Below are 26,272 nucleotides of genomic sequence, written 5' to 3' on the forward strand. Positions count from 1 at the left end.
AATTTTTTCTGGTTTTTCTTCAATCTCAAGACAACCACAAAATTTTATCCCAATTTGAGCAAATCAATTCACTCATTTAAAAATGTTGATTCATTCACACAAGCATCCACCAAAATTTTCCAAATTGTGGAACTATTTTTGTGGGAATTTCCGACAGCTACAGCTATAAGCCATCAAGTTTAAGAACTAATTATTCTCCAATTCTAGCATTATCCATATTGGAATCTTGCTCTCATTAAAGGTGAGAAACCTTTCCATTTTCCAGTGCTGAAACACCGTTTGTTGAAAAAAGTAAATAGATTGTAACAAAAATTAGTTAGTCCATTATCGGTTTTGAATGACCTTACTTTGTCTACTATATCACATATCAAAGAAAATATTTGTTCCATTGTATTATCTGTCTCAGGTGTAAAACCTTTTTTCAAGAAGCTCACATTCTTGCTGAAAATCTCTTCGGCATAAGAAATCGCTTTATGAGACGCTTCAGAAAGTTCAAGATCAGAGTTAAATTCTCGTATCTTCTGAATATGCGCAACAGCACTGATAACCGTATCAGAAAGTATCAATTGAGATATCTCATTGTAGGTAATCTTATCGTTATCTGGAATCTCTTCAACAGAACTGAATTCCTCATAATACCTCTTACTAACGTTTTTTAATTGATGAAACACACAAAAAGAATGAGTCACTTCAGGAAAGACCATTTTTACGGCTCCAATGATCGCTTTATCCTCATCAGAAACAATCTTTTTGATTTTATCTTCAGGAAATCGGTTCTTTATTCGTATAAAAAGAGGCATCAGAGCCTCAATTGTTGGTAACCTCTCAGTTACTTCAAAATCTAAAATGACCTTCTCTTTGGTAGCAACAACGTAAACAGATTTATATCGCATTTTTTTCCATTCTTTCTTTGTGAGTTTCGTTCCAATAAATTCTTCAAGCTTTTTTTTCCATCCATTCTTGATCCAATTCCCATCAACATACAATGTTTCTTCAAAGCTAACTCCTTGGTTCAAAAGTTCTTGCTTTGAAAGTTTTGCTAGTTTCTGTTCATATAACCACAATGAAGTGGGACAAGGAGCTCTTCCACAGACATTTATTACTCCTTCTGTATATGTTTCCCCAATTCGCCGAGAATTGTGCAGACTGCATCGTCCATCGTATCTGACATTTATTTGTGTATCATAATATTCAGAACTGTAATTTGCAGAACCCTGAACACCAATAACCCGATCATGATAATGTTTCTTACAAGTGGGACAAAGCCAGTATGTAACATTGAGAGATATAGTGCCGTAACGTGATATAATAAAACGAGTGTGATGAGAGTTAACATGTAATTTACTTCCACAACTATCACACTGAGTAGGGGAGAATATAGAGAACATAGGATAGTATCGATTTTCAACCAAAACTTTTGGCAAAGGAATTATTATTTTGCCGTCAACTATCGTTTTTATCATTGATTTATCTATTGCAATGTTTCCTTTTCCCATAAATAGAAAAAATATATCAATATAATTAAAATTTTATTGTTTTGCACGATATAGAGGGAAAACGAAAAACCAGAAAATAATAAAAAGTCTCAATTTTATAAATGTCGTATTCTGTATTTCTGAAAATTTTTCTTGCGGAAAATACCGTCCGAACCAACTGTTCTTTCTTCTCACCAGACAGCCCTGGACAGGTTGAGTCCAGATATTTCATGAATGCATTACTATCATTAGCGAATTCTTTATTTAGTTTGATATTTATTCCATATTCTTTATTTATGTATGTGGTTAAATCTTCAATGCTCTTTTCTGGATTCGTTAGGTCACATACGGGTATTGGATTACGTTCTTCAGGTGTGGGTTTTTTGAGTTTTATGTCTTCATCGGTTTTCAGTCTTGCACATTGACCGCCTTTTTCCCAAACTAGAAGTTTATAATTTAGTATGGTTCTTTCCTGTTCTATGAGTTCCCTTGTTTGAATAAATTTTTTATCCACAACTCCCCTTGACATTAAATAATCTCTAAGTGCTTGTGGATCGCTTGTTATTTCTCCTGTAAGCTCAATATCGTCCCTATTAAGATATTTTCTTACTGAATCAGTTAAATCGGTAGCTAAGAAATCATCCAGTATTCTTAATTTCTCATTACCTTTCATTCCCTTTTTATAGACAATAACATAATTTTCATCATCAGTTGTGGATTCAGTCGGCGTGACCTCAGGTTCAGAAGTCTCAATTTCAGAGCTGTTTTCAAGCTCTACATTTTTAAGTTCATTTTCTTTCATGATTTCATCTCACCATTATAAAATCATGAGCGAAAGAACCAGTTCCACAGAAAAAGTTAAATAGTTATAATACAATTGTACTTATTAAGTCGTAAAATTGTTTTTGAACTATTTCTGTCGGCGTTGGTTTTTACGCTCACAACAGAAGTCCTGATCCAAACAGGACTTCAGTTTTTTATACCATTCTTTTAAGTCTCCTTTTCGTCAGTTTAGCATTCAAAACCTTCCACAGTTATTGCATTGACTGTGGTTCCTACTGCACTAACAATTTTGGCTGGTTCTTTGTCGTTCGAGTCTTTTAGATCTCTCAGATTTTCAATATAAGATTCTATAATCTCTCTTAGGAAAGCGCTCATTGGTTTGTTTCCTTTCTCTCCATCGAGAAATATTGCATCTTTAATTTTTAAGCAAAGACTGATCGATACCTTTCTATCGCCATCTTTCATATTTTTCACCGACTCATGTTTTTATTGGATATTTTTTATATTTTATTTCATATGTAGTATGTTTTCTAACTATATAAATTAATCGAGAGGGAAATTTTGAAAAAAAGGTGTCAGGAGGCATTAGTTAGCACCTCCATTGTTATCTAAAAAAAGAAAAAAATAAGGCATATCATATGGGGTAAACATGCTTCATTTTTTCACTGATTTTGAATATGCTAGGTGGATTCATCGCCTTCATCTGCCTATCAAGTTCAGCATATAAAGCACGCGATTCTTTTTCAAATTCAGCTATTTCTTCTTCGGTGCATTTCATATTAAATATAATCAAAGTTAGTTTTATACGAACATGTTCTAACGCATCATGAGGATCTCCACGACCTCTTGCACCATGAATTAGCTCTCTTACTCTTTCATTCTCATAAAGTTTAATCCATCTTTCATCTTCCTGTATTGTAAATTCATAATTAAAGTATCCGTTCTCATCTATGCCGATTTCTATTGGCTGTTCTTTGTCTTCATTATTATTGTTATTACTTTTCATAAGATTTCACCTTTTATATATTTATTATTTGTTATCATAGTTAGCCTAAGCTAACCGATTTTTAGATTTTTGTAGAAAAAACAGAAAATGTATGTCATTCAATTTTGGGACTCTAATAATCCCTTGAAAATTGAATATCACTACATTCTGCTTCTTATTCTATACGACATTAAGCTTATTAGCAATAAGAACGTAGAGATGTTGCTATCTTATCGAGAAAAGTCTTGTCTCAATACAAGACCTCTTTTTTTATCTAGTTCTTATTTTTATTTTCCATATTTTTTTTGTCTTTTAACAACTATGTTTGATCTTTTAGTTTGCGAATTTATTCCAATGCTGATCTTACTAAAGCATTAAACAATTATTATTCAATATTAATCAGCAAATATCTTTAATTTTGAGTCTTTTTAATTTTTTCTGGTTTTTCTTCAATTTCAAGACAACCACAAAATTTCATCCCAATTTGAGCAAATCAATTCACTCATTTAAAAATGTTGATTCATTTACACAAGCATTCACCAAAATTTTCCAAATTGTGGAACTATTTTTGTGGGAATTTCCGACAGCTACAGCTATAAGCCATCAAGTTTAAGAACTAATTATTCTCCAATTCTAGCATTATCCATATTGGAATCTTGCTCTCATTAAAGGTGAGAAACCTTTCCATTTTCCAGTGCTGAAACACCGTTTGTTGAAAAAAGTAAATAGATTGTAACAAAAATTAGTTAGTCCATTATCGGTTTTGAATGACCTTGCTTTGTCTACGATATCACATATCAAAGAAAATATTTGTTCCATTGTATTATCTGTCTCAGGTGTAAAACCTTTTTTCAAGAAGCTCACATTCTTGCTGAAAATCTCTTCGGCATAAGAAATCGCTTTATGAGACGCTTCAGAAAGTTCAAGATCAGAGTTAAATTCTCGTATCTTCTGAATATGCGCAACAGCACTGATAACCGTATCAGAAAGTATCAATTGAGATATCTCATTGTAGGTAATCTTATCGTTATCTGGAATCTCTTCAATAGAACTGAATTCCTCATAATACCTCTTACTAACGTTTTTTAATTGATGAAACACACAAAAAGAATGAGTCACTTCAGGAAAGACCATTTTTACGGCTCCAATGATCGCTTTATCCTCATCAGAAACAATCTTTTTGATTTTATCTTCAGGAAATCGGTTCTTTATTCGTATAAAAAGAGGCATCAGAGCCTCAATTGTTGGTAACCTCTCAGTTACTTCAAAATCTAAAATGACCTTCTCTTTGGTAGCAACAACGTAAACAGATTTATATCGCATTTTTTTCCATTCTTTCTTTGTGAGTTTCGTTCCAATAAATTCTTCAAGCTTTTTTTTCCATCCATTCTTGATCCAATTCCCATCAACATACAATGTTTCTTCAAAGCTAACTCCTTGGTTCAAAAGTTCTTGCTTTGAAAGTTTTGCTAGTTTCTGTTCATATAACCACAATGAAGTGGGACAAGGAGCTCTTCCACAGACATTTATTACTCCTTCTGTATATGTTTCCCCAATTCGCCGAGAATTGTGCAGACTGCATCGTCCATCGTATCTGACATTTATTTGTGTATCATAATATTCAGAACTGTAATTTGCAGAACCCTGAACACCAATAACCTGATCATGATAATGTTTCTTACAAGTGGGACAAAGCCAGTATGTAACATTGAGAGATATAGTGCCGTAACGTGATATAATAAAACGAGTGTGATGAGAGTTAACATGTAATTTACTTCCACAACTATCACACTGAGTAGGGGAGAATATAGAGAACATAGGATAGTATCGATTTTCAACCAAAACTTTTGGCAAAGGAATTATTATTTTGCCGTCAACTATTGTTTTTATCATTGATTTATCTATTGCAATGTTTCCTTTTCCCATAAATAGAAAAAATATATCAATATAATTAAAATTTTATTGTTTTGCACGATATAGAGGGAAAACGAAAAACCAGAAAATAATAAAAAGTCTCGAATTGAATTAAAAATAAAATTCAAGTTTCCATCCTTAGTAATTATAAATAACACTACAGCAGATTAATAGGCGGGGTATTATAAAAAACATTGAAAAAAATAATTGTTTTGAGAAGGTTGGTGTGAATAATATGAAAGGATTTGCAATGCTTGAAATCGGGAAAGTGGGCTGGATTGATGCTGAAAGACCTTCAGCAGGACCATATGATGCAATCGTGAGGCCTCTTGCGGTCGCGCCGTGTACATCAGATGTTCATACTGTCTGGGAAGGTGCGCTTGGAGAGCGCAAAAACATGATTTTAGGACACGAGGCTGTAGGTGTTATAGATGAAATCGGATCAGAAGTCAAAGATTTCAAACCTGACGATAAAGTAATTATTCCTGCAGTTACACCTGACTGGCGGTCCATGGAAGCACAGGATGAAATACCTATGCACTCAAATGGAATGCTAGGTGGATGGAAGTTTTCAAACTTCAAAAATGGGGTCTTTGCAGAATATTTCCATGTAAATGATGCAGACATGAATTTAGCTCTACTTCCAAAAGGAATGCCACTCGAACAAGCTGTCATGCTATCAGATATGGCAACTACTGGGATACAGGGTGCGGAAATGGCAAATATTAAAACAGGCTCCACAGTTGCAGTCATAGGAATTGGTCCTGTCGGTTTGATGGCAGTGGCAGGCGCATCTATTCTTGGTGCAGGCAGGCTCATTGCAGTAGGTAGTCGGAAAGTCACCGTTGATCTTGCTCTGGAATACGGAGCATCTGAAGTTGTTGATTACAGAAAAGGCGGACTCGTTGGGCAGATTCTTGAAAAGACGAATGGAAAAGGTGTGGACTCCGTAATCATAGCAGGAGGAAATGAAAACACAATTTCGGATGCAGTCAAAATTGTAAAACCCGGAGGCACGGTATCAAATGTCAACTACTACGGAACCGGAGACACACTTCCTATTCCACGTATTGAATGGGGGTCGGGTATGGCTCACAAAGATATACGTGGTGGCCTGACAACCGGAGGTCGTCTGAGAATGGAAAGAATGGCAGCTCTATGCACCTACGGAAGAATAAAACCGGAAAAAATGGCCACCCACGTATTTGAAGGGTTCGACAAAATAGAAGAGGCTCTCATGCTCATGAAAGATAAACCAAGAGACCTGATAAAACCTGTTGTGCTTCTGGAGGAATAAGCGAGTCAACTCCCCTTCCCTGAACTCTTCGCAAAGCTCAGAGTTTTGAGGGAGGGATATTCTCTCCCCATGGGATAAAAGGACTGAGCAGATAGATAGGATAGGGGCGTAAAAGCCCGGCAGAGTAGCCCTTCTAAAACCGAAAAATCACGGGTTTTCAATTTCGCTTTTCTTACGATTTTCTTAACAAACCTATTCTGGGAGATTTAAGCAGCCCGTTGACAGGTAAAATATATTTCAAATTAATTAGATATACCCCGGAAAAGTCCAGATTAAAAACCTGAAAAATTTATATTCAAGCCATTAGCCTCAAAAAATTAAAGAATTAGAGATACGGATCACGTCAGATTGCGTTAATTACCTATCCAGCGATTCCAAGCACTGCCGGAAGGTCTGATTTGCAATCTGAATATACATTTCCTTTGGCAGGAGTTCACGACTTACAATATCAAGGGTTTCTTGTGACATTTTTCCTTCCTTTACAAGCTGGCGGCCTACCTCCCTTGCTGCTTCAAAAACATCATCTATCGGAGCACCCATCTCCAGCATAGAACTTAGGGCTTCCCCGTGCGGGCGTAAAAGTGCTCCTGCAAATTCTGTGGATGCATTCTTGCAAAAAGCTTTCATAAACACAAGCAGGGAATCAAAATTATCCATTTCCCAGAATCCGCAGTTGGAAACAAGTACAAATTTGAGGGCTTTGGGTCCCCCACGTACCGGGTGGCGACAGTGTCCATCTCGCAGCTCAACAAAAGGCTCTACTCTGGGAAGCATCCTGTCAATAAAGTTCTTCATCTGACCTGTGACCCCGTCTACATAGACGGGAGTAGCAAATACTATAACATCAGCCGCATCGATCCTGGGATATAAAATGTTCATATCGTCATTTTGGTAACATTTACCCGGAGTTTTCAGCCAGCAGTTAAATTCACCCGTGCAGGGACTGATTTTTAGCTTCTTTGTATAGAAGAGTTCGACCTCTGCCCCTGCCTCTTTCATCCCTTCAAGAAAGGGGTTTAATATCAATGCTGTGTTGCCTTTATCCATCCTGGGACTGGAATTTATTGCCAGAACTTTCATATGTGATTCCCTCCAACATACCTCAACCACTCTTAGCAAAGAACAGGCTGGTATTTATTGCATCAAACGCAGTCTTTCCACACTTCTGTTTTACAAATCACATTTTTTTGGATCTTACCAAAATTAAAAAAGTTCCACTGAAAAAAATATTACATTAAATCAGAAATTACATCCATACATAAAAATTTATTTGAGAAATTGTCACATGAAATATAGCGGTAAAGAATGATCTTATTTTTTTCCAGTGTCCTATGAAGACACGGGAAGAAAAACACATTTTCAAAATGAAGTTAAACTGCACTTACCAATGCATTCCCGCAGTTCGTCTTCTGCGGGGGATTTCAGGCAAGATTTCAGAAAAGATTTCAGAAAAGATTCCAGGCAAGATTCCAGGCAGACCTGGATCGCTCTTTTTTGATTCTCAATAAATTCTTCTACAGTATCTCCCTGTGAAAAACAGCCTGGGAAGCCGGGACAGCTGGCAATAAACCCTCTGACTTGTTCGTCTTCTCAAGGACAAGTTTGTCTCTCCTTTGTCCCCTCCTTTGTTAAACATATCTGTTAATCCGAGAATTCTTCATCTCCTCTTTTCTTAATATTCCGCTTCTTAACATAGCAAAATAAACAGTTAAACCAGTAAAATGCGATGAATAAATTTTAGATCTGACCAGATAATGAGTTAAAAAATGCTACAGACAAGCTTTATTATTAATAATTATAAATACAAATAATTATAATTATTATTGAATTGGGCGGAAACTTTCGAATTCCACAAAGATAACTGAAAGTTGCATGGGGATCTACCACTTTAAGAGACCTCGTTTGTCTGGCATGAAAATACTCAATTCATTTTCATTTTTTGTGCCCGGTATTCGAAGAATAGTTTTCGAAGAATATCATGAGCGTTTTTCGAGCATCCAAGTTTGTTGATATTTGGGGGGAATATTCGAAAATAAATCCTGACGAATCAATATTGGGGGTAATGAAATAGGTTTAAGAGCAGGAATGAGTTTTATTTTTCTGGCTGGAGTGACATTAGTTCTCACTATAAATGGCAGCCTGGCCCAGGAAGATATTACAGAGATTAATGTTATCCAGGGAGAAGGGTTGGCAAGTCCGTTGATTGGCAAAAATGTTTCTGTAGAAGCAATCGTAGTTGGCGATTTCCAGGGTAAGGATAAACTCAATGGATTCTATTTACAGGAAGAAGACAGGGATGCGGATAACCTGCCGGAGACCTCAGAAGGAATCTTCGTCTATGATCCAGGGGAACTGGGAAAAATCGAAAACATATCCATAGGAGATACGGTGCAGGTTACAGGAATAGTCAAAGAAACATTTGGGCTAACGCAGATAAAATTGTCCGAAATTACGAAGTTAAACGGGACTGCGAGCTCGTATCAGGTTACTGTTCTGCCAGTTACACTGCCCGCAGCGGATACAAAATACTTTGAGAGATACGAGGGCATGCTGGTCGAATTGCCACAGGAATTTATCATCACTTCCAATCACAACTTTGCTCTTTATGGCGAAAAAACTCTCTCTCCCTCCTCACGGTTACCAAACCCTACAAGTTTATCCAAACCCGGACGACCGGCCATCACCCTCCAGGCTTTAAATCAGCGCAGCAAAATTATCCTCGACGATGGAAGTAAAAAGAGTTATCCCGACCCTGGGGCCTTCCCCCTAACGCTGCGTAGTGGAGATTCCGTTCAAGGTATTACCGGAATCCTGAGCTTTGGTTTCGGAGAATACAGGATCCATCCTCAAAGTATCCGGAATATGTCAGTATCAAACCCACGCCCTGATAAACCTGAATCCGTGGGTGGTATTATAAAGATCGCCAGTTTTAATGTGGAAAACTATTTCAACGGTGATGGCCAGGGTGGAGGATTCCAGACCTCGAGAGGGGCTAAATCGCAAGCAGAATTCGAACGCCAGCGAGCCAAGATTTTCGATGCCATAACAGATCTGAATGCCGATGTGATCGGGCTGATGGAGATTGAAAACGATGGTTATGGAGAGTTCAGTGCCATCCGGGATCTGGTAAACGGCCTGAATGCTTATGAAGACAAACCTGATAATGTGACTTACGCATTTATTGACCCGGGATTACAGAAGCTGGGTACGGATGCCATTTCAGTCGGGATCATCTACAATTCCCAGAAAGTCGTACCAATCGGCACAGCAGCGACAATATCTACAGGAGCATTTTCGTCCAGAAACCGCCAACCTCTGGCCCAGACATTCGAGGAAATCGCCACCGGAGAGAGGTTTACCTTAGCGATCAACCATCTCAAATCAAAAAACCCCCCCTGGACAGGGCGATGTGGTAGATAGCGAGGACGATGATAAGGAAGACGGACAGGGGTACTTTAATGGTGTCAGGACAAAAGCTGCAAATGACCTGATAACCTGGCTTGCCAGTGACCCGACACAAAGTGGGGATAATTATTATCTGGTCATGGGTGACATGAACTCTTATGCCCTTGAAGACCCGATTACCGCCATGAAAAACGCGGGCTACACCAACCTGGTTTCAGCTTTCATCGGCCCTGATGCCTACACTTATGTCTTTGATGGGCAGTGGGGAACCCCCGATTATGCTCTTTCAAATACAAACATGACTCGGCAAGTCACAGGTGCAACAGTATGGCATATTAACTCCGATGAATCCCCAGAATTCGGTTACAGGGGGAAATGGAATAGTACTGATAAATGTCGATCCTCAGACCATGATCCTGTAATCGTCGGGCTTAACCTTTCCGGCAATGCAGGGTAATTCGATGAAAGTAATACTTCCGGGATGAAATTCAAAATATCAAAGGTTGGGAACAGTGTATCAAGAAGTTCTGCAACCATAAATGCCCAACTACAAAAAAGAGTTAACTCCCAATAGACAGCAAAAAATTCGAAGAGACCGATATATCAAAGGGTACATATCGGGGAGCTCTGTGGAAATCCTCAGAAAGAACCGATCCCAATTAATTAAAACTGAATGTCAGGACATCTTTTGATAAGTTTTCAGCCTCTTGAAGCTGATATGGATGGATTTCTACAGAGCCATTTTTTCGATCCGGTATATTTACTTACTGACTACGATTTTACTTACTGACTACGATATATCTGGTCCTGGCTTCACTACTGATGCTTTCCGAATTATTTACCGTTAAACTAACAGTATATCGTCCTGCTCTATTGTATATGTGGACAGGATTCTGTTCCGTTGAAGAATTTCCATCACCAAAAGACCATTTCCATGCAGCCGGCGATCCTGTGCTGTTGTCAGTAAAATTCACACTGAGCGGTGCAGGCCCTGAAGTTGGGAATGCGGAAAAAGCAGCAACAAGGGAGTTTGAAACAGCAATATAACCCGTCTTTGACAACGTATTACTGCCGTTTGCATTAGCTGCGGTCAATGTAACAGAATAGAGTCCTGACTTATTGTATGTGTGGACAGGATTCTGTTCCGTTGTTGCATTACTTCCGTCTCCGAAAGTCCATCTCCATGACGTCGGCAGACCTGTGCTCTCGTCGGTAAAGCTAACAGTGAGAGGCGCACTTCCGGAAGTAGGAGATGCAGAAAAACCGGCAACAGGAATGTCTAAAATACTTGAGACAGCAATATAGCTGGATTTTGTCAAATAATTAAAGCCATTTGCATTAGCTGCGGTCAGTGTAACAGAATAGAGTCCTGACTCATTGTATGTGTGGACAGGATTCTGTTCCGTTGTTGCATTGCTTCCATCTCCGAAAGTCCATTTCCATGAAGAAGGCAGGCCTGTACTCTCGTCAGTAAAACGAACGGTAAATGGGGCTTTTCCTGAAGTAGAGGATGCAGAGAAGCTGGCAACAGGGCCGTTTAAAACGTTTGAAACAACAATATAGCCGGATTTTCTCAACGAATTAACGCCGTTTGCATTAGCTGCGGTCAATGTAACAGCGTATCTTCCGGATTTATTGTAGGTGTGCACGGGATTCTTTTCTTTTGAGCCATTTCCATCTCCGAAAGCCCATGTCCATGCTGTAGGTGAGCCTGTGCTCCGGTCAGTAAAGCTAACAGTAAGAGGCATGCTTCCTGAAGTCTTAGACGCAGAGAAGCTGGCAACAGGCCCATCTAAAACGTTTGAGACAGCAATATAACCGAACATTGTCAACGCATTACTGCCGTTTGGATTGCTTGTTATAAGGGTAACAGAATATTTTCCGGATTTATTGTAGGTGTGTACGGGATTCTGTTCCGTTGAACTGTTTCCATCTCCGAAAGTCCATTTCCATGAAGTAGGTGAGTCTATGCTCTCGTCGGAAAAACTAACAGTAAGAGGCATACTTCCTGCAGTTTGACTTGCTGAAAAGGCGGTGGAAGGGACAATATAGCCCGGATTCGACGTGACAACACCGTTTTCAGCGACTACGCTTATGTAGCTTGTTTTTTGTACCCTATTACTTCCCCCCTCATTATTTGTTGTCAAAGAAACGGTATAATTTCCGGATTTATTGTAGGTGTGTACGGGATTCTGTTCTGTTGAATTACTTCCATCTCCGAAAAACCATTTCCATGAAACTGGAGATCCTGTGCTCTGGTCAGTAAAGCGAATAATAAAAGGTGTTTTTTCTGAAGTCTGAGACGCAGAGAAGATGGTGACAGGAATGCTTGAAACTCTTGAGACGGCGATATAGCCGGTTTTAGTCAATGCATTACTGCCGTTTGCATTACTTACCGTCAACCTGACAGAATAAAGGCCTGATTCATTGAATGTATGCACCGGATTTCTATCTGTTGAAGTATTCCCGTCTCCGAAAGACCACTTCCACGAATTTGGAGACCCTGTACTCTGGTCAGTAAAACTAACCGTAAGAGGGGGGTTTCCGGAAGTGAGGGATGCAGAGAATTTTGGAACAGGAACAGCTAAAGGGCTTGAGACCGCAATATAGCCGGTTTTAGACAAAGTGTTACTGCCTTTTTCGTTACTTGCTGTCAATCTAACAGAATAAAGTCCTGATTTATTGAAAGTGTATACAGGATTTTTATCTGTTGAAGTATTCCCGTCTCCGAAAGACCATTTCCACAACTTTGGATACCCTTTTCCCTCGCCAGAAAAATCAACAGTAAGAGGCGCTTCTCCTGAAGTCTGAGATGCAGAAAAGCTGGTGACAGGCCCATCTAAACCGTTTGAAACACGAATATATCTGGATTTTGTTAATGTATTGCTGCCTTTTTCATTTCTTACCGTTAATGTAACGGAGTAAGTTCCTGCTTCGCTGTATACATGTACGGGGTTCTCCGCAGTTGAATGGGTCCCGTCTCCGAAAGTCCACTTCCATGAGGTTGGAGATCCTGTACTCTGGTCAGTAAAACTAACACTGAGAGGCTCCTTTCCTGAAACAGGAGATGCGGAAAAAGCAGCAACAGGGACTTCATATCCGTTTGAAACAATAATATAGCTGTATTTTGTTACTTCACTCTTGGTCCCCGTTTCGTTTAATGTCAACTTAACAGCATATTTTCCTGCTTTTTTATATATGTGTACAGGGTTCTGTTCCGTGGAATAGGTCCCATCCCCAAAAGTCCAGTTCCATGCCGTAGGTGAGCCAGTGCTCTGGTCAGTAAAACTAACACTAAGAGGTGTTTTTCCTGAAGTTGGGGATGCAGAAAATACCGGCTGTGCCAGAACGGTTACTGTGGCAACTTTCGAATCAGTGCCGTTTTTATTGTCTACTGTAAGCGTTACATTGTAATTCCCTGCTCTGGAGTAAGTATGCATCGGATTCTGATCCGGGGAACTGGTTCCGTCTCCGAAGTCCCAGCCCCACCTCTCCACATTCTTCGAGAAATCCGTAAACTGGACAGAAAGAGGCGCATAACCGGATGTGAGACTGCTGCTGAAGTTTGCAGCAGGAAGTACCGGTTGTGCCGGGAGAGGACTTATAAACTGACCGAAAGCAACAGGACTGAAACCTGTTTTTACAGTGGCTATAACCTTGTTTGTAGCTGTGTCAATTATAGAGACAGTTTTTCCGAGATTCTGGTTGTTGCCACAGTTCGCTACATATACCCTTGTTCCGTCCGGGGTGACAGCAATTCCGTAAGGACACCTTCCGACTTTCACGGCAGCTATATCAGTTTTTGTTGCGAGATCAATTACGGAGACATTGTTGCTGCGTTCATTCGCCACATATACTTTTGTCCCATCCGGACTGACTGCAACTCCCATAGGCCATGTTCCTGCAGGCACTGAGGCTGTAGCGGTGTTTGAACCTGTATCAATTATCGAAATAGTGTTATTTTCGCAATTTGCCACATATAAGTTTGTTCCTTCCTGGTTTACTGTGATTCCACATGGTCCGGATCCGGTTTTCACAGTCGCTACAACCTTGTTTGTGGCAGTGTCAATTACAGAAACATTATTGCTGTAACGGTTCGTCACATATACTTTTGTTCCATCCGGGTTGGCTGCAACCCCTAAAGGGTTGATTCCCACAGGTATCGTGGCTATAACAGTATTTATGGACGTGTCAATTACGGAAACACCATCGATGTCACGATTCGCCACATATAGTTTTTTTCCGTCCGGGGTTACTGCAATTCCACAGGGACTATATTTATCTCCTATATCCACGGTGGCTATAACCTCGTTTAAGGCCGTATCAATTACAGAGACAGTACCGCGGTAGTTGTAGAAAGAGTTCGTCACATATATCCTTGTTCCATCCGGGCTGGCTGCAACTCCCAGAGGACCGATTCCCACGGGCACCGTGGTTGTAAGGCTGCTGTTTCCTGTATTAATTACAGAGACAGTGTTGCTGTTGAGGTTCGCAATATAGGCATATGAAGGCGCAAGAGAACCTTTTGGCACGACATTTACTGTAGTAAGCTTCGAATCCGTACCGTTTGAATTGCTTACTGTCAGCTTAACAGTATAAGTCCCTACTTCAGAATATGTATGCACAGGATTCTGTTTAATTGAAGTAAATCCGTCACCAAAATCCCAGTTCCATTTCGTTGCATTTTCCGATAAGTCCGTAAACTGCACAGGTACGGAAAGGAAAACATAATCCGATGTGATGTTGTTGTTGAAGTTCGCTGAAGGATAAACCGGTTGTACCGGGACGGAACCTATAAACCTACCTGAAGCACGGGGACTTTTTCCTACAGGCATCGTGGCTGTAACGGTGTTGGTAGCAGTGTCAATTACAGAGACGGTGTTACAGAGGTTGATTGCTACATACACTTTTGTTCCGTCCGGGGTGACTGCAACTCCCACGGGATCGGGGCCTACAGGTATTGTAGCCGTAACTTTGTTTGTAGCAACGTCAATTACAGCGACGGTGCTGAAATATTGATCATAATTAGTCACATACACTTTTGCTCCGTCCGGGGTGACTGCAACTCCGAAAGGAGCTCCCTCTACCTTTACAGTGTCTGTAACACTATTTGTAGAAACGTCAATTACAGAGACAGTCCCGCTATCGGAGTTTGCTACGTACACCTTAGCTCCATCCGGTGTGACCGCAATTTCCCTGGGATCTTTTCCAACGGATACCGTGCTTATAACAACTTTTGTGGCAGTGTCAATTATAGAGACGGTTTTGTCCTCGGAATTTGTTACATATACCTTTTTTCCATCCGGACTTACCGCTACGCCCGTAGGATTTCTTCCCGTTTTCACCGTACTTACAACAGTATTTGAGGTTGTATCGATTACAGAAATACTGTTACCGGCCAAATTTGCCACATATATCGTTTTCCCATCCGGGCTGACTGCAATCCCCTGAGGAGAACTTCCTGCAGGCACAGTGGCTGTAACTGCATTTGTTGCCGTGTCAATTACAGATACATCGTTGCTGTGATCATTTGCCACGTATACCTTTGTGCCGTCAGGGTTGATTGCAACTCCAACGGGATTGGATCCCACGGGTATCGTAGCTGCAACTTTGTTTGTAGAAACGTCAATTACAGAGATACTGTTGCTTTCTTCATTTGTAATGTAGGCAAATGGTGAGGCGCCTGCGATACTCACCAGCACTAAAAAAGCAAGTGCCATTATGCCTAAAGTTTTAGTGAAAGTCTGCCCCCCAAATACCTTATTCCATTTCGTCCCTTCCATTTCAGGCCCCCCTATATATGGATTATTAAATTTGCTGAGTATTTTGAAAACCTTGAATTTGACCAATCTCTGTAAGGATATATAGCAGCTCATTGCTGTATGAACTATCCCAGGTCAGGCGGGTTAGCGCGACCGAGTTCGATTACGAGAAAGACTGGGCAAAGAAGATTCACATAAGTTTACAAAATAATTGTAAACTAAAAGATAATAATCTTTCTTTTATTAGCTTTGTAAAATTTTCCCAATATTTTATTGAAAAAATTATAAAAATAGTTCTGTAGAATTCCTCAGAAATGATTGATATCCATTAATTTAAACTAATGTCAAGATATCTTTTTGTCAATTTTAACCAGTCTGGAATAGGTAGCTTTCTGTAAAGCCAAAAAATCAGATTGTAAAAGTGTTCCTTCTAAAGCTCATTCTAAATATCTTTCCAAATATCTTTCCAATATATCTTTCCAAATATCTTTCCAAATATCTTTCCAAATATTCTTCGAAATCTGGAAAAAACCAGGGTTCTCCCAAATTCACTTTTCTTCAACACACGTATTCGGAGAAGCGCAAAGAAGACCGCCGGCAGAAAAAAATAGATTCCAAATGAATTGGTAGTGGAAGAAGATTTTCATTTCGTATTCGGCAGTCCATTAGCTTATTCATTGTTCACTCACCGAGTAAGCTGATGATAGAGATCTTTTCCTTAAAAAGGTGGCAAATAATCCACAGGCTGCGGCTGCACAGACTACTCCTGCAGGATAAGAGACAGTGGCTGGTAAGCCGAACCCCTCAGAAGCCTGTAAGATGTACGTTGTTACAACGGCTGTCATAAATGTAGCGGGGAGGGTAGCGATCCAGTGAAATTTGTCGTTATCTGACAGATATACCGCAGATGTCCAGAGGACTATGGTAGCCAGTGCCTGGTTCGAAAAAGAGAAGTAACGCCAGACTATGCTGAAATCGATAAGGGTCAGACTAAACCCTATGGCAAAGATTGGGAGAGCTATCGTTAATCTGTTCTTTAAAGGTCGCTGGTCCAGGCTCATCGCATCAGCTATGGTCAGACGTGCACTCCTGAAGGCCGTATCTCCGGATGTGATGGGGCAGGCAATAACCCCCAGGATAGCGAGAATTCCTCCCACGGATCCAAGCAGACCCAGTGACACATTCTTTACGACCAGAGCAGCACCTCCTGCACCGGTAACTTCGCTAAGGCCGGCTATTCCTCCCGGAAAGAAAGACATTGCAGCAGCGGCCCAGATAAGGGCTATAGCCCCTTCTGCTATCATGGCACCGTAAAAAATACGTCTGCCATATTTTTCATCGGGCAGACATCGGGCCATTATAGGGGATTGGGTTGAGTGGAACCCGCTAACGGCTCCGCAGGCGATGGTTATGAAAAGCATAGGCCACAGAGGAAGACCGTCAGGATGGAAACTCCTGAAGGTTATTTCAGGGATCTCGTATCCTTTGATGAGGAGCATGGAGCCGATACCTGATGCCATAATCAACAGGACAGCTCCGAATAAGGGATAAATACGGCCTATGATCCTGTCGATTGGAACGACAGTAGCCACGAAGTAATAAAAGAGAATAATAGCCAGCCAGAAATTCGATTGGGCCAGCAGCCCTGGGAACCCCAGATTTGCCAGAAGTACTGCCGGTCCGGACATGAACACCGTCCCTATAAGTACGAGTAAAATGACGGAAAATGCAATCATTCCACTCTTCATCTGGCTGCCTAAGTATATCCCCACAATCTCAGAAATGCTCTTTCCTTCATGACGGACACTCAACATTCCTGAAAAATAATCATGCACCCCGCCTGCAAAAATACTGCCCAGGACAATCCACAGGAAAGCAGCCGGACCGTATAAAGCTCCCAGAATAGCTCCATATATAGGGCCTAAGCCAGCAATGTTGAGAAACTGGATAAGGAACGTGCTGCGCCAGCTGAGAGGAACAAAATCAATACCATCCTCCCGGGTGTGTGCGGGTGTCCTTCGCGAGGGATCAGCGCCAAATACTTTTTCGACAAACGCACCATAAGAAAAATAACCCAGCACAAGTGCGGCTAGAGAAAGCAGGAAACTGATCATATAATTTAATAATGATACTTTCTATTATTTGCCCATTTCCATTCAAATTTCCCTTCAAATTTCCCTTCAAATTTCCATTCAAATTTCCCTTCAAATTTATCTTTACGTTTCCTTCAAATGTACTCAAAAAACATTCTCTATTAACATGCAGGATTGTTTCACTTCTTCATAAATAAATTGTAAACTAATGAAAACAGAGGAAAACAGAGGAAAAAAACCTTAAAAAATCTAAAAAAATATTAAAAAGTTGAAGATTTAAGCTGGCGATTAGATACGACAGAACAACCCATTTCTATCCGATCTAATCTCCGGCAAACACCTACTCAAATACCTACTGGTACATTACTTCGTATTCTTTTTAAACTCAAACAGAGACTTCTTTTGCCAGGATATAAGCAATCATTTCGGGGTTCAGCTTGCTTTCACCTGAAATCTGTTTTTCGATCTCCTCATTGGTTTTACCTTCGATTTTCATTTCCTTAATATTTTCAATCACTGAGGATGGAACCGCATAATATTCGTTTATGTCTTTCCTGTGTCCCCAGATATCTCCTTCGATAAGCTGAATTCTCTGCATCTGGAAGAACATTTTTATGGAATTTGATACGGTAGCCATATAAGATTTAGGTAACTGAACCACCTCAATCCTCGGGCAGCTCTCTACCAGCTCAAAAATATCCTTGTTTGAAGGTCTGAATGTCAGGTGAACGAGGCGTTCATTCGGATTAAGTGTTGCGATTTCTTCTCTGGAACTAACTACTCTAATTTTCATGTTTTTCCCCCTCTATGACTTTGTTTCAATTTTACTATACTGTAAACTATGCATACTTATTATAAATATTTTTCTTATTAAACTAATATTATTTAGGTAGTATTCCGAAATACGATTCATATATGATTTACAAAATTGACCTAAAAAAGCCGAAAATCAAATGAAAGAATGTTTTTACAAGTTATTTTTTAATCTATGTTTCGGTTTTTACTCTCAACTTTACTATAGTTGCTTCCGAAGTTTAGATCAATTATTTTATCCATTTGTTTCTATCAGCTTCAGGCTCTCATGAGATTTCTTGCATATCTTATAAAGTTTGTTCTTTTTTCCTCAAAAACGAGCATTTGACTTAAACCAACTACGATAGACAATAGAAATCCATCAGATTCAAAAACATTATAAAGAATTAGGTGTTTATACACGACGAGTAGTCCTTTATTAAGATATACATGTTTTTGGTGTTCGCAACATGGGTTTATTTGACGTTTTTAAAAACAGAGCAAAGCACTCTCAAAAGTCTCCCAAAATAGATTATTCGATAACTGACAACGTTTTATCAGTCGGTGATTTTACGGGGGAATATCACCAGTCCCCAAAAGGTAAGTTCATTTTAGCGTGGAAAGATCAAAAAGAAAACGGGAAATATATTTTGCTGGAAAAGGGGAAGATAAAACTTCAGGCTAAAATGAGACACCCTAATAATGGGATGGTTTCAAACCCCGGAGTGTTTATCCTCAGCGATTTGACTTCTAAGGGCATGTATGGGGTATTCCATATAATTAACTCCTATGGAGAGACTCTGATCAAGCAAAGATGTAGGGCAAATATGGGTCCTACCGGTATTTCGGATGACGGACGTTTTGCTGTGTGCCAGGCTCTGGAAAGTACCAGTAAGTCGGATAGCTGCAAACTGTTTTTCTTTGATATAAAGAATAGAAAACTGTTATGGAAAAAAGTGCCTGAAACGGTCGGAACCGAGCTTAGCTGGGCAAAAAGCTACCGATTTGACACAAAAAAGAAAATCCTGTATTTGATACACGGTAAGAATAGAGCTTATCGTTACACTTTCGAAGGTACCTTTCTTGACTCCAAATTGTATAGACATGACTGCATCAGTGTTGGGAACGATATTGAATTTCTTGAAGCCCTTAAAGAACTGAAAGTAGAGCTATCCGAAAATACCGATCCTCGGGAATATGATGCACTTATAGCTCCTCTAAAAAACAGGTTAAAAAGATTCTCTGACAAAGATAGTAAATCAAAAATTCATAGGGTTTTGGGAGAAATACTCTATTTACAGGGAAACAATGCCGGGGCAATAGAACATTTTGAAACCGCACTGAAACTTAATCCGAAGGTGGGAGTGAAAAGGACACTTGATAAATTAAAGAAAACCGCTTAACTTGACGATGCAACATTACAGGGTAAAACCCATCTGCAGGACAAAATTCCAGCGTAAAATTTCATATTCCCGGCGTGATATGAAGTCAAAAACTCACCATGTTTTGAACCGCTTTAAGGCATGCGCCTGTGTTTTCAATGTTTGAAACTTTAATGTTTGAAACTCAAAAGGATTCGAAAAAAGACCTGAAAAAATTATCTGAAAACCGGAAAAACTGGAAATCAAAAGGGCATGAAAATTTTTACTACTTCACGGAATTTCACCCAGCGTAACTCATAAACAACTTTAACCTTCAAGGGCTATAAATTGCCATGGCTGACAGATCACACTCCCGCATGCGCTACGAAAACATTGCCGGAGAACTCCTGTTCGGTGCAGGCGTACTGGCTTTCCTGGGGATTATCACGGCTGAGACCCTCTATCCCGGGTAAGTACATCGCAGAACATGATAAGCGACCTGGGCGCAACCGAACCGCCCAACAGTATTATTATACAACCATTATACAACCGGCTTCAAGCATTTTCAGTTCTTCAATGGCTGTTACTGGGATCTTTTGTTTTACTGCTACCTCTTACAGGGCTGAACCTGTCAAATCTGCGACTCGAAAAGAAACAGGTAAGTTATACCGCTTTCGGGATAAACTGAATTCAGCACCGTATTTCCTGTCCTCAGAATACTTTCTCCTGACGCCGGGAGCCTTATTAAATCTCACAGATAAATATAAGCGCCTCCGCCAGCTTGTCTGGCGGCCCTTCACAAAAAAGAAGAAAAAGCAAAAAACAGGAATTATAGGGCCTTCAGGTCACTTTTACCGGTTAGTTTTTTTACGTTCCATTAATTTTTTTATTTGCTAGCTTTTTCCTTCTTTGTTCTTTTTAGTCTATTTGGGAAAGACCGCTCTCCTGCGTCTAGCGGGACAAGAACGACTCGATATAGAGAGTAACATTGTATGGGGAAGAAATCTTAATTTAGTTCGGCTGAGTGAAACGCCTTCTCTAATCTATAAAGTAGTCTGCTTGAGCGGAGCGAAACAGACAGCGCACTGCAGAGTCGCAACTCTGCCGAAACAGACCGCTCACTGCAGAGCCGCAACTCTGCTGGCGAAACTCGGGCGGGTCAGAATCAAAGAGTTTAAGGGTCAGAATCAAAGAGTTTAAGTTAGACATTGTTTTTTTCAAAAATATCAACCATGTAAAGGTGGCCCACCTACCTTTTAGACCATATTCATATTCTGAGTATATAGAATTCAGGTTTTTGTGATAAGCCGAATAGTACTAATAATTATGTTATGAATTCTGAAGTATAAACAAATAAATTTGATTTAGTAATACTTATTTATATAAAATTATTAATTAAGTAATACAAAAGCTCAAAAAAATAATATTTAAATATCTTAAAATTATAGATAGATTTGGGAGCATAATATTAGAAAATATTAAAAGACGATCATGATAACCTGTACAGGTGGTGTTTATAAAACTGAAAGGACTAAAGTAAAAAAATTATAAAATATCCCACTCCAAGAATTAAGGCTACTATTTTTGAATGGAATGCAAATTGCATAGCATATGTGAAGAAGAATTCAGGGTATTCCAGCTTCTATTAATTCCTGGCAAAGTAGTCTACCTTGAAGTAGAGAACATTATCTGCAAAGAGAAAACCGGTTTCCGGGAAGACGAAAAGGGTAAATCTTTAATGACCACAGAATCAAGCGAATAAATCTGTAATATACTGTCAAGTTTGGCAAATTCTTGCATTACAGAACTATTTTGAGATTGGCAAGGGTTAATAATCAGAGACGTAGGAAAAAAGAGGTGCAAACATGCAAGTAAAAAGTATGGAGGATTTTAATAAACTGGAAAAGCCAAGGGTCCAAAACATTCCAGGTTTTTATGGAGAAAGGCTGATTGAAGGTGTTGTTGTAAAGGATACTAAACTGTTTAGCGATGAGAGAGGCTTTTTGACCGAGCTCATACGTTTAGACGATGAAGATATGAAAGCACAGGATATCAAACAGATAATTGCTTCCTATTCTTATCCCGGAATGATAAAAGGCTGGCATCTTCACTCTAAACAGGAAGATCACCTGTTTTGTGTAAGTGGAATGGTAAAAGTTGTCTTATATGATTACAGAGAAGACTCACCTACGTATAAAGTTTTGAATGAAATTTTTATGGGGGATAGGTACCCACGTACGGTTTATATCCCACCAGGAATCTTTCACGGTACAAAAAATGTAGGCAATGATGTATCTGTAGTGATAGGAATGCCTTCCCTACTCTATGACCCTGAAGATGTTGACGAAAGACGGGTTAATCCCATTTCCAATAATATTATTCCCTATAATTGGAACTGCAAAATGGAATGAAGCAGATCAGAAAACAGCCACGATGATAAAAATTTTTATTTTTTTAGATATTTAAGAAAACATTCAAAATAGAATAAAGGACTGATAAGCAAGGTCTGATAAGCAATATCCATTAAAAATATCTTTATATATAGATAAAAAACAAACATTAAATTCTGCAAAAAACATGCACAAAGGAACGAAAGTGCTTTTCAAATCACAGTACTTTCATTCCAAATAAAATAAAGCTGAAGGGAATCATCTTCGGCATAGATATTATGTTTCATTAATGGAGTATAGATATTTAAGTTTCATTAAGAGGATATGGATTTTTATCCAGATATGGGTTTAAGATATGGGTTTAAGATATGGTTCTCAGACATGTCTCAGACAGTATTTATGTCATCCAGATAGACGACATCATGACATATCCTTTTGATTAAATTTTTTTCGTGGCTTACGACCAGTACTCCGATGTTCATTTTTTCAACCACGTCCACAACGATATTCCAGATTTGAGCCTGGGTAATGGCATCCACCATTGTGGTTATTTCGTCCGCTATCAAAAATTTGGTTTCGGGACTTAAAGCCCTTGCAAGGGCAAATCTCTGGAGTTCACCCCCCGAAAGCTCATTTGGCCAGCGGTTAAGCCATTTATTTTTTATTCCGAAGGAATCCAGAATATCCCGGGGGACCGTATGTCCTTCATTCAAAATATCCTTCATTTTCCATCTGGGGTTTACGGCTTTTTCAGGGTGCTGAAAGACAAGCTGGACCGGGTTATAACCTTTTGAGGGAATTGCTTTTTCGTCGAGACTTACCTTCCCTTGGTAATTGTTTTCGTAGCCTGCCAGGATTTTACAGAGGGTCGATTTGCCGCTTCCGCTGTCCCCGATCAGTCCCAGCACCTCTCCACGACCTAAAGATATATTCACATCGTTTAAAATCAAATTGCCTCTTTTGTATCCGAAACTGATATTCTCGGCCTTAAGGGACATTATTGCACCTCACCTCTCCTCCGTTTACCATTTTAAACTGGGGGATACCCTGAGAACAGAGCTCGTTCTTTTTAGAACACCTTTCATAAAAGACACATCTGTCAATAACTTCGTCCAGCATTGGCTGGTGCCCTTTAATTGCCTGGAATTTGTTCTGGGGAAGGGCATTCCAGAGAGCCCGGGTATATGGGTGCCTTAAATTCTCTCCGTCATTTTTGAAATCTTCAACATTCGCTACTTCCAGAACCGTCCCTGCATAGAATACTGCAATTTTATCCGAGATTTTTAACGCAGCTTCGATATCGTGAGTGATAAGGATCACCGCACAGCCCCTGTTTGCCATGTCCTTGAAGTAACTCAGGGTTTCATTCAGGGTTTTTTCGTCCAGGCCCGGAGTCGGTTCATCTGCAATTACAAGCTTTGCAGAACCCATAACGGCAGTAGAAACCAGAACCCTCCGGGTCATCCCTCCCGAAAGCTCATGGGGAAACATTTTCTCAACATCCGGTTTCAAATCGTATTTCCGAAAAATATCCCGCTGAAGTTGCTTCATCATGCCTTCGTTTTCCTCATCAACTGAGCCTATTACCTGATTCGAAATTCGCATTAAAGGGTCCAGATAGGTTGTGGACTGAGGGACAAGCGCTATTTCTTTTCCCCTTATTTTTTCTTTAATCTGCTGAGTGAGTTTTTTGCCATCGTATTCCATATTCCCGGCAAGTTTCGCGTTTGAAGGCAAAATCCCTAAAATCGCATGAGCCAGAAGACTTTTACCGGATCCGCTCGAACCGACAACAGCCAAAACCTCGCCTCTGTAAGCTTCTATACTCAAATTACAGATCACTTTTAACTCGGTTTGCCGGAGCCCGGCAGCGTATTGAATAAAAGAAAGGGAAAGGTCTTCTACTTTTAATAGAGGTTCGATCTCCTTCCTTTCTTCATTGTTTATTTCAGTTTTGTTTCCCATATTGACACCATTCAGATCTTATTTCATTTTCGTGAGCACTTATTCGTGAGCACTTATTCGTGAGCACTTATTCGTGAGCACTTATTCGTGAGCACCTATTCATGAGCACTTATTCGTGAGCACTTTTTGGATCCATCAATTTCCCCAAATTTTCTCCTATCATATCAAATGCAAGGACCACAATCAGCAGGGATAAGCCCGGGAAGAAGGCAAGCCACCAGTATCCTGCCGAGAGATACCTCATAGATTCTGACAGAATTATGCCGATTGCCGGTTCGTGGGGGGAAAGTCCGAACCCCAGGAATGTGACGGACGCTTCGTGCAAAATGGCATGGGGAAACAGCAAAATCGTACCCAGCAAGATCTGGGGGATTAGATGAGGCAGGATATGTTTTGTAGCTATCCACCACTTTGATTTGCCAAGGTTTCTGGAGATATGGATGTATTCCTGGGTTTTTAACTGCTTGATTTCGGCCCTTACAACCCTGGTCAGGCTTGTCCAGTGCGTTAATGCAACCCCGACAATAACCCCTGTAGCTCCTCCTCCCAGGCCTATGGAAATAAGGATTATTAACAGCAGGTGAGGGATTGAAAGAAAGAGGTCCACAAGCCAGGATACAAAAGAATCTGCGGTCTTTCCTGCACTTGAAAGCAGACCTAAAATTACGGTCAGAAAAGTACTGATTACGGAAGCAAAAGCTCCGATAACTATGCTCAGGCCCAGGCCTTCCAGGGTTCTTATAAACATGTCCCTTCCCATCCAGTCGGTCCCGAAGGGGTGTTCAAGGGATGGAGCAAGGTTTTTGGAACCAAAGTCCGTTGGTAAGGACTCGCCTTCTACAAGGAGGCTTGAAACCACAATTGCAAGCAGTAAAAGGGACGTGAAACCGATTATAAGAAACGTCTTCTGCCTTAAATTCAGTCCGGGGAATAAGCTTCTGTTAACGGTTACGACAGCAGTGCTCATATTGTTGTCTCCTGCTGTTTTATCCTCGGATCTATGAATTCATAGATAATGTCAGCAATGAGGTTTCCAGTAAAGACAAACACCGCACTTACAAGAACTATTCCCAGAAGTAGAGGTACATCAGACATTAAGCCTGCTGCTACTGTAGCCCGCCCAATACCGGGATAGGAAAAGACCTGTTCAACCAGAACCGCACCGCCAAACAGTTCACTGAAACTTAAAAACTGCAGGGTAATGGCGGGGAGGGCAACGTTCCTAACCCCGTGCCTTAAGACAAGGTCCAGCCCTTTTTCACCTCTTGCCTTTGCAAATAACACATAATCGCTGGACATAACTTCGGTTAATTTTTCTCGGGTAAACATTGCAATCTGAGCAACACCGAGTAAACTCAAAGTCAGTGCAGGGAGGATTAAGTGCTCTATCCGGTCAAAAAAAGTCACGTTCTCAGCCGTAACCCCTATGGGTACGCTTAAACCTATAGGGAACCAGCCTAACTGCACGGAAAATATCATCAAAAAAACCAGGGCCAGCCAGAATGTCGGGGTGGCGGTTAAAATGTAACAGTAGGTTTTTATTGCCCGGTCAAACAGGGTCCCTTTATGCATTCCGGAAGCGATTCCCAAAATGAAGCCCAGAACTCCTGAAATCATCCAGGAAGAAGCCATCAGAGCCAGAGACGCTGCAAACCTTTCTTTAATCACGTCAGTAACAGGCATCCTGTAAATCAGTGAGACTCCGAAATCCCCTTTGAGAATATCTCCGGCCCAGTTCAGGAATTTCTCCTCTGGCGGCGTGTTAACTCCCCAGTATTCTTCAAGTTTGGCTTTATGCTCCGCACTCACCGCCATCTCTCCAAGATAAGCTCGAACGGGGTCTATAGGCGAGTATTGAATGAGCATGAAACTTACAAAAGAAACTATAAGCAAAAGGCTTATTAACCGGAGAATTTTTTTCCCTATAAAGCCTGATATTTTTGCATTTTCTGACACGTTATTCCCTCAATCACAGCGATTATAATACAACTATATTTCACACCAGTGACACACATTATTAATAATTGACCAAATTTTCACACCCAGGAAT

The 26,272-nt window shown here is 40.2% G+C and carries 21 protein-coding genes; 6 read left to right on the forward strand and 15 right to left on the reverse strand.

From position 1 onward, the window contains the following. Nucleotides 1–209 precede the first annotated feature (209 nt). The 5 genes from MA_RS09885 to MA_RS09905 all read right to left on the reverse strand — a co-directional run bounded on the left by MA_RS09885 (nt 210) and on the right by MA_RS09905 (nt 5,169). Nucleotides 210–1,496, reverse strand: a complete 1,287-nt coding sequence (locus tag MA_RS09885; RefSeq protein WP_011020086.1) for a transposase — start codon at nt 1,494–1,496, stop codon at nt 210–212. Between the two features lie 25 nt (nt 1,497–1,521). Then, nucleotides 1,522–2,277 carry a hypothetical protein gene (locus MA_RS09890; protein ID WP_011021895.1) on the reverse strand — a complete coding sequence of 252 codons (756 nt, stop codon included), beginning with the start codon at nt 2,275–2,277 and terminating at the stop codon, nt 1,522–1,524. A 209-nt stretch (nt 2,278–2,486) separates the two neighbouring features. Further along, entirely contained in the window at nt 2,487–2,723 is a 237-nt protein-coding gene (locus MA_RS09895; protein ID WP_048065255.1) for a hypothetical protein, read from the reverse strand. A 169-nt stretch (nt 2,724–2,892) separates the two neighbouring features. Further along, nucleotides 2,893–3,264 (reverse strand): hypothetical protein, encoded by a 372-nt coding sequence (locus tag MA_RS09900; protein WP_011021897.1) that lies wholly within the window; start codon nt 3,262–3,264, stop codon nt 2,893–2,895. Between the two features lie 618 nt (nt 3,265–3,882). Beyond that, on the reverse strand, nt 3,883–5,169 hold the full coding sequence (locus tag MA_RS09905; RefSeq protein WP_011021898.1) for a transposase: 1,287 nt from the start codon (nt 5,167–5,169) through the stop codon (nt 3,883–3,885). Between the two features lie 223 nt (nt 5,170–5,392). Here MA_RS09905 and MA_RS09910 point away from each other — a divergent pair, with 223 nt between their 5' ends. Next, a complete protein-coding gene (locus tag MA_RS09910) occupies nt 5,393–6,454 on the forward strand; it encodes an NAD(P)-dependent alcohol dehydrogenase (protein WP_048065256.1) in 1,062 nt (353 codons plus the stop codon). 357 nt (nt 6,455–6,811) lie between these two features. Here MA_RS09910 and MA_RS09915 read toward each other — a convergent pair whose 3' ends face one another. Continuing rightward, the gene (locus tag MA_RS09915) at nt 6,812–7,534 is read right to left on the reverse strand and encodes a flavodoxin family protein (protein ID WP_048065257.1); all 723 of its coding nucleotides are present in this window, start codon (nt 7,532–7,534) and stop codon (nt 6,812–6,814) included. Nucleotides 7,535–7,813: 279 nt separating this feature from the next. Continuing rightward, entirely contained in the window at nt 7,814–8,020 is a 207-nt protein-coding gene (locus MA_RS29355) for a type II toxin-antitoxin system HicB family antitoxin (RefSeq protein ID WP_083755992.1), read from the reverse strand. Between the two features lie 519 nt (nt 8,021–8,539). On the opposite strand from MA_RS29355, the gene MA_RS09920 reads away from it, so the two are divergent. Further along, entirely contained in the window at nt 8,540–9,874 is a 1,335-nt protein-coding gene (locus tag MA_RS09920) for an ExeM/NucH family extracellular endonuclease (RefSeq protein WP_052279140.1), read from the forward strand. Then, nucleotides 9,864–10,316 (forward strand): hypothetical protein, encoded by a 453-nt coding sequence (locus MA_RS24510; protein WP_052279141.1) that lies wholly within the window; start codon nt 9,864–9,866, stop codon nt 10,314–10,316. Before MA_RS09920 ends, MA_RS24510 begins: the two co-directional genes overlap by 11 nt. A 322-nt stretch (nt 10,317–10,638) precedes the next feature. Here the strand turns inward: MA_RS24510 and MA_RS09925 are convergent, their stop codons facing one another. The 4 genes from MA_RS09925 to MA_RS09945 all read right to left on the reverse strand — a co-directional run bounded on the left by MA_RS09925 (nt 10,639) and on the right by MA_RS09945 (nt 18,507). Further along, on the reverse strand, nt 10,639–15,642 hold the full coding sequence (locus tag MA_RS09925; protein WP_048066275.1) for a PKD domain-containing protein: 5,004 nt from the start codon (nt 15,640–15,642) through the stop codon (nt 10,639–10,641). Between the two features lie 387 nt (nt 15,643–16,029). Next, complete coding sequence (locus tag MA_RS26815; protein ID WP_157860159.1) at nt 16,030–16,167, reverse strand: hypothetical protein; 138 nt, start codon at nt 16,165–16,167, stop codon at nt 16,030–16,032. A gap of 128 nt (nt 16,168–16,295) precedes the next feature. Further along, nucleotides 16,296–17,735, reverse strand: coding sequence for a carbon starvation CstA family protein (locus MA_RS09940; RefSeq protein WP_011021902.1), 1,440 nt, complete (start codon nt 17,733–17,735; stop codon nt 16,296–16,298). 364 nt (nt 17,736–18,099) lie between these two features. Beyond that, on the reverse strand, nt 18,100–18,507 hold the full coding sequence (locus MA_RS09945; RefSeq protein ID WP_011021903.1) for a DUF1699 family protein: 408 nt from the start codon (nt 18,505–18,507) through the stop codon (nt 18,100–18,102). Nucleotides 18,508–18,976: 469 nt separating this feature from the next. Between MA_RS09945 and MA_RS09950 the strand changes: the two genes are divergently transcribed. From MA_RS09950 to MA_RS09955, 3 genes are all read left to right on the forward strand, one after another. Further along, nucleotides 18,977–19,909 carry a tetratricopeptide repeat protein gene (locus tag MA_RS09950; protein WP_011021904.1) on the forward strand — a complete coding sequence of 311 codons (933 nt, stop codon included), beginning with the start codon at nt 18,977–18,979 and terminating at the stop codon, nt 19,907–19,909. A 1,546-nt stretch (nt 19,910–21,455) separates the two neighbouring features. Then, complete coding sequence (locus MA_RS26820; protein WP_157860160.1) at nt 21,456–21,629, forward strand: hypothetical protein; 174 nt, start codon at nt 21,456–21,458, stop codon at nt 21,627–21,629. Between the two features lie 103 nt (nt 21,630–21,732). Next, the gene (locus MA_RS09955) at nt 21,733–22,278 is read left to right on the forward strand and encodes a dTDP-4-dehydrorhamnose 3,5-epimerase family protein (protein ID WP_011021906.1); all 546 of its coding nucleotides are present in this window, start codon (nt 21,733–21,735) and stop codon (nt 22,276–22,278) included. A 365-nt stretch (nt 22,279–22,643) separates the two neighbouring features. Here MA_RS09955 and MA_RS09960 read toward each other — a convergent pair whose 3' ends face one another. The 4 genes from MA_RS09960 to MA_RS09975 all read right to left on the reverse strand — a co-directional run bounded on the left by MA_RS09960 (nt 22,644) and on the right by MA_RS09975 (nt 26,178). Then, nucleotides 22,644–23,255, reverse strand: a complete 612-nt coding sequence (locus tag MA_RS09960) for an ABC transporter ATP-binding protein (RefSeq protein WP_011021907.1) — start codon at nt 23,253–23,255, stop codon at nt 22,644–22,646. Then, a complete protein-coding gene (locus tag MA_RS09965; protein ID WP_011021908.1) occupies nt 23,245–24,222 on the reverse strand; it encodes an oligopeptide/dipeptide ABC transporter ATP-binding protein in 978 nt (325 codons plus the stop codon). The genes MA_RS09960 and MA_RS09965 overlap by 11 nt, the downstream gene beginning before the upstream one ends. Before the next feature lie 109 nt (nt 24,223–24,331). Further along, nucleotides 24,332–25,189: an ABC transporter permease gene (locus MA_RS09970; RefSeq protein WP_011021909.1), complete on the reverse strand. Its 858-nt coding sequence runs from the start codon at nt 25,187–25,189 to the stop codon at nt 24,332–24,334. Further along, nucleotides 25,186–26,178: an ABC transporter permease gene (locus tag MA_RS09975; RefSeq protein WP_011021910.1), complete on the reverse strand. Its 993-nt coding sequence runs from the start codon at nt 26,176–26,178 to the stop codon at nt 25,186–25,188. The genes MA_RS09970 and MA_RS09975 overlap by 4 nt, the downstream gene beginning before the upstream one ends. Nucleotides 26,179–26,272: the final 94 nt, after the last annotated feature.

Source organism: Methanosarcina acetivorans C2A, from assembly GCF_000007345.1.
In the GTDB taxonomy this organism is placed as follows: domain Archaea; phylum Halobacteriota; class Methanosarcinia; order Methanosarcinales; family Methanosarcinaceae; genus Methanosarcina; species Methanosarcina acetivorans.

Coding starts and splice junctions, on each gene's coding strand:
- MA_RS09885 (WP_011020086.1), bottom strand. CDS start 1,496: ATGGGAAAAGGAAACATTGCAATAGATAAATCAATGATAAAAACGATA.
- MA_RS09890 (WP_011021895.1), bottom strand. CDS start 2,277: ATGAAAGAAAATGAACTTAAAAATGTAGAGCTTGAAAACAGCTCTGAA.
- MA_RS09895 (WP_048065255.1), bottom strand. CDS start 2,723: ATGAAAGATGGCGATAGAAAGGTATCGATCAGTCTTTGCTTAAAAATT.
- MA_RS09900 (WP_011021897.1), bottom strand. CDS start 3,264: ATGAAAAGTAATAACAATAATAATGAAGACAAAGAACAGCCAATAGAA.
- MA_RS09905 (WP_011021898.1), bottom strand. CDS start 5,169: ATGGGAAAAGGAAACATTGCAATAGATAAATCAATGATAAAAACAATA.
- MA_RS09910 (WP_048065256.1), top strand. CDS start 5,393: ATGAAAGGATTTGCAATGCTTGAAATCGGGAAAGTGGGCTGGATTGAT.
- MA_RS09915 (WP_048065257.1), bottom strand. CDS start 7,534: ATGAAAGTTCTGGCAATAAATTCCAGTCCCAGGATGGATAAAGGCAAC.
- MA_RS09920 (WP_052279140.1), top strand. CDS start 8,540: ATGAGTTTTATTTTTCTGGCTGGAGTGACATTAGTTCTCACTATAAAT.
- MA_RS09925 (WP_048066275.1), bottom strand. CDS start 15,642: ATGGAAGGGACGAAATGGAATAAGGTATTTGGGGGGCAGACTTTCACT.
- MA_RS09940 (WP_011021902.1), bottom strand. CDS start 17,735: ATGATCAGTTTCCTGCTTTCTCTAGCCGCACTTGTGCTGGGTTATTTT.
- MA_RS09945 (WP_011021903.1), bottom strand. CDS start 18,507: ATGAAAATTAGAGTAGTTAGTTCCAGAGAAGAAATCGCAACACTTAAT.
- MA_RS09950 (WP_011021904.1), top strand. CDS start 18,977: ATGGGTTTATTTGACGTTTTTAAAAACAGAGCAAAGCACTCTCAAAAG.
- MA_RS26820 (WP_157860160.1), top strand. CDS start 21,456: ATGGAATGCAAATTGCATAGCATATGTGAAGAAGAATTCAGGGTATTC.
- MA_RS09955 (WP_011021906.1), top strand. CDS start 21,733: ATGCAAGTAAAAAGTATGGAGGATTTTAATAAACTGGAAAAGCCAAGG.
- MA_RS09960 (WP_011021907.1), bottom strand. CDS start 23,255: ATGTCCCTTAAGGCCGAGAATATCAGTTTCGGATACAAAAGAGGCAAT.
- MA_RS09965 (WP_011021908.1), bottom strand. CDS start 24,222: ATGGGAAACAAAACTGAAATAAACAATGAAGAAAGGAAGGAGATCGAA.
- MA_RS09970 (WP_011021909.1), bottom strand. CDS start 25,189: ATGAGCACTGCTGTCGTAACCGTTAACAGAAGCTTATTCCCCGGACTG.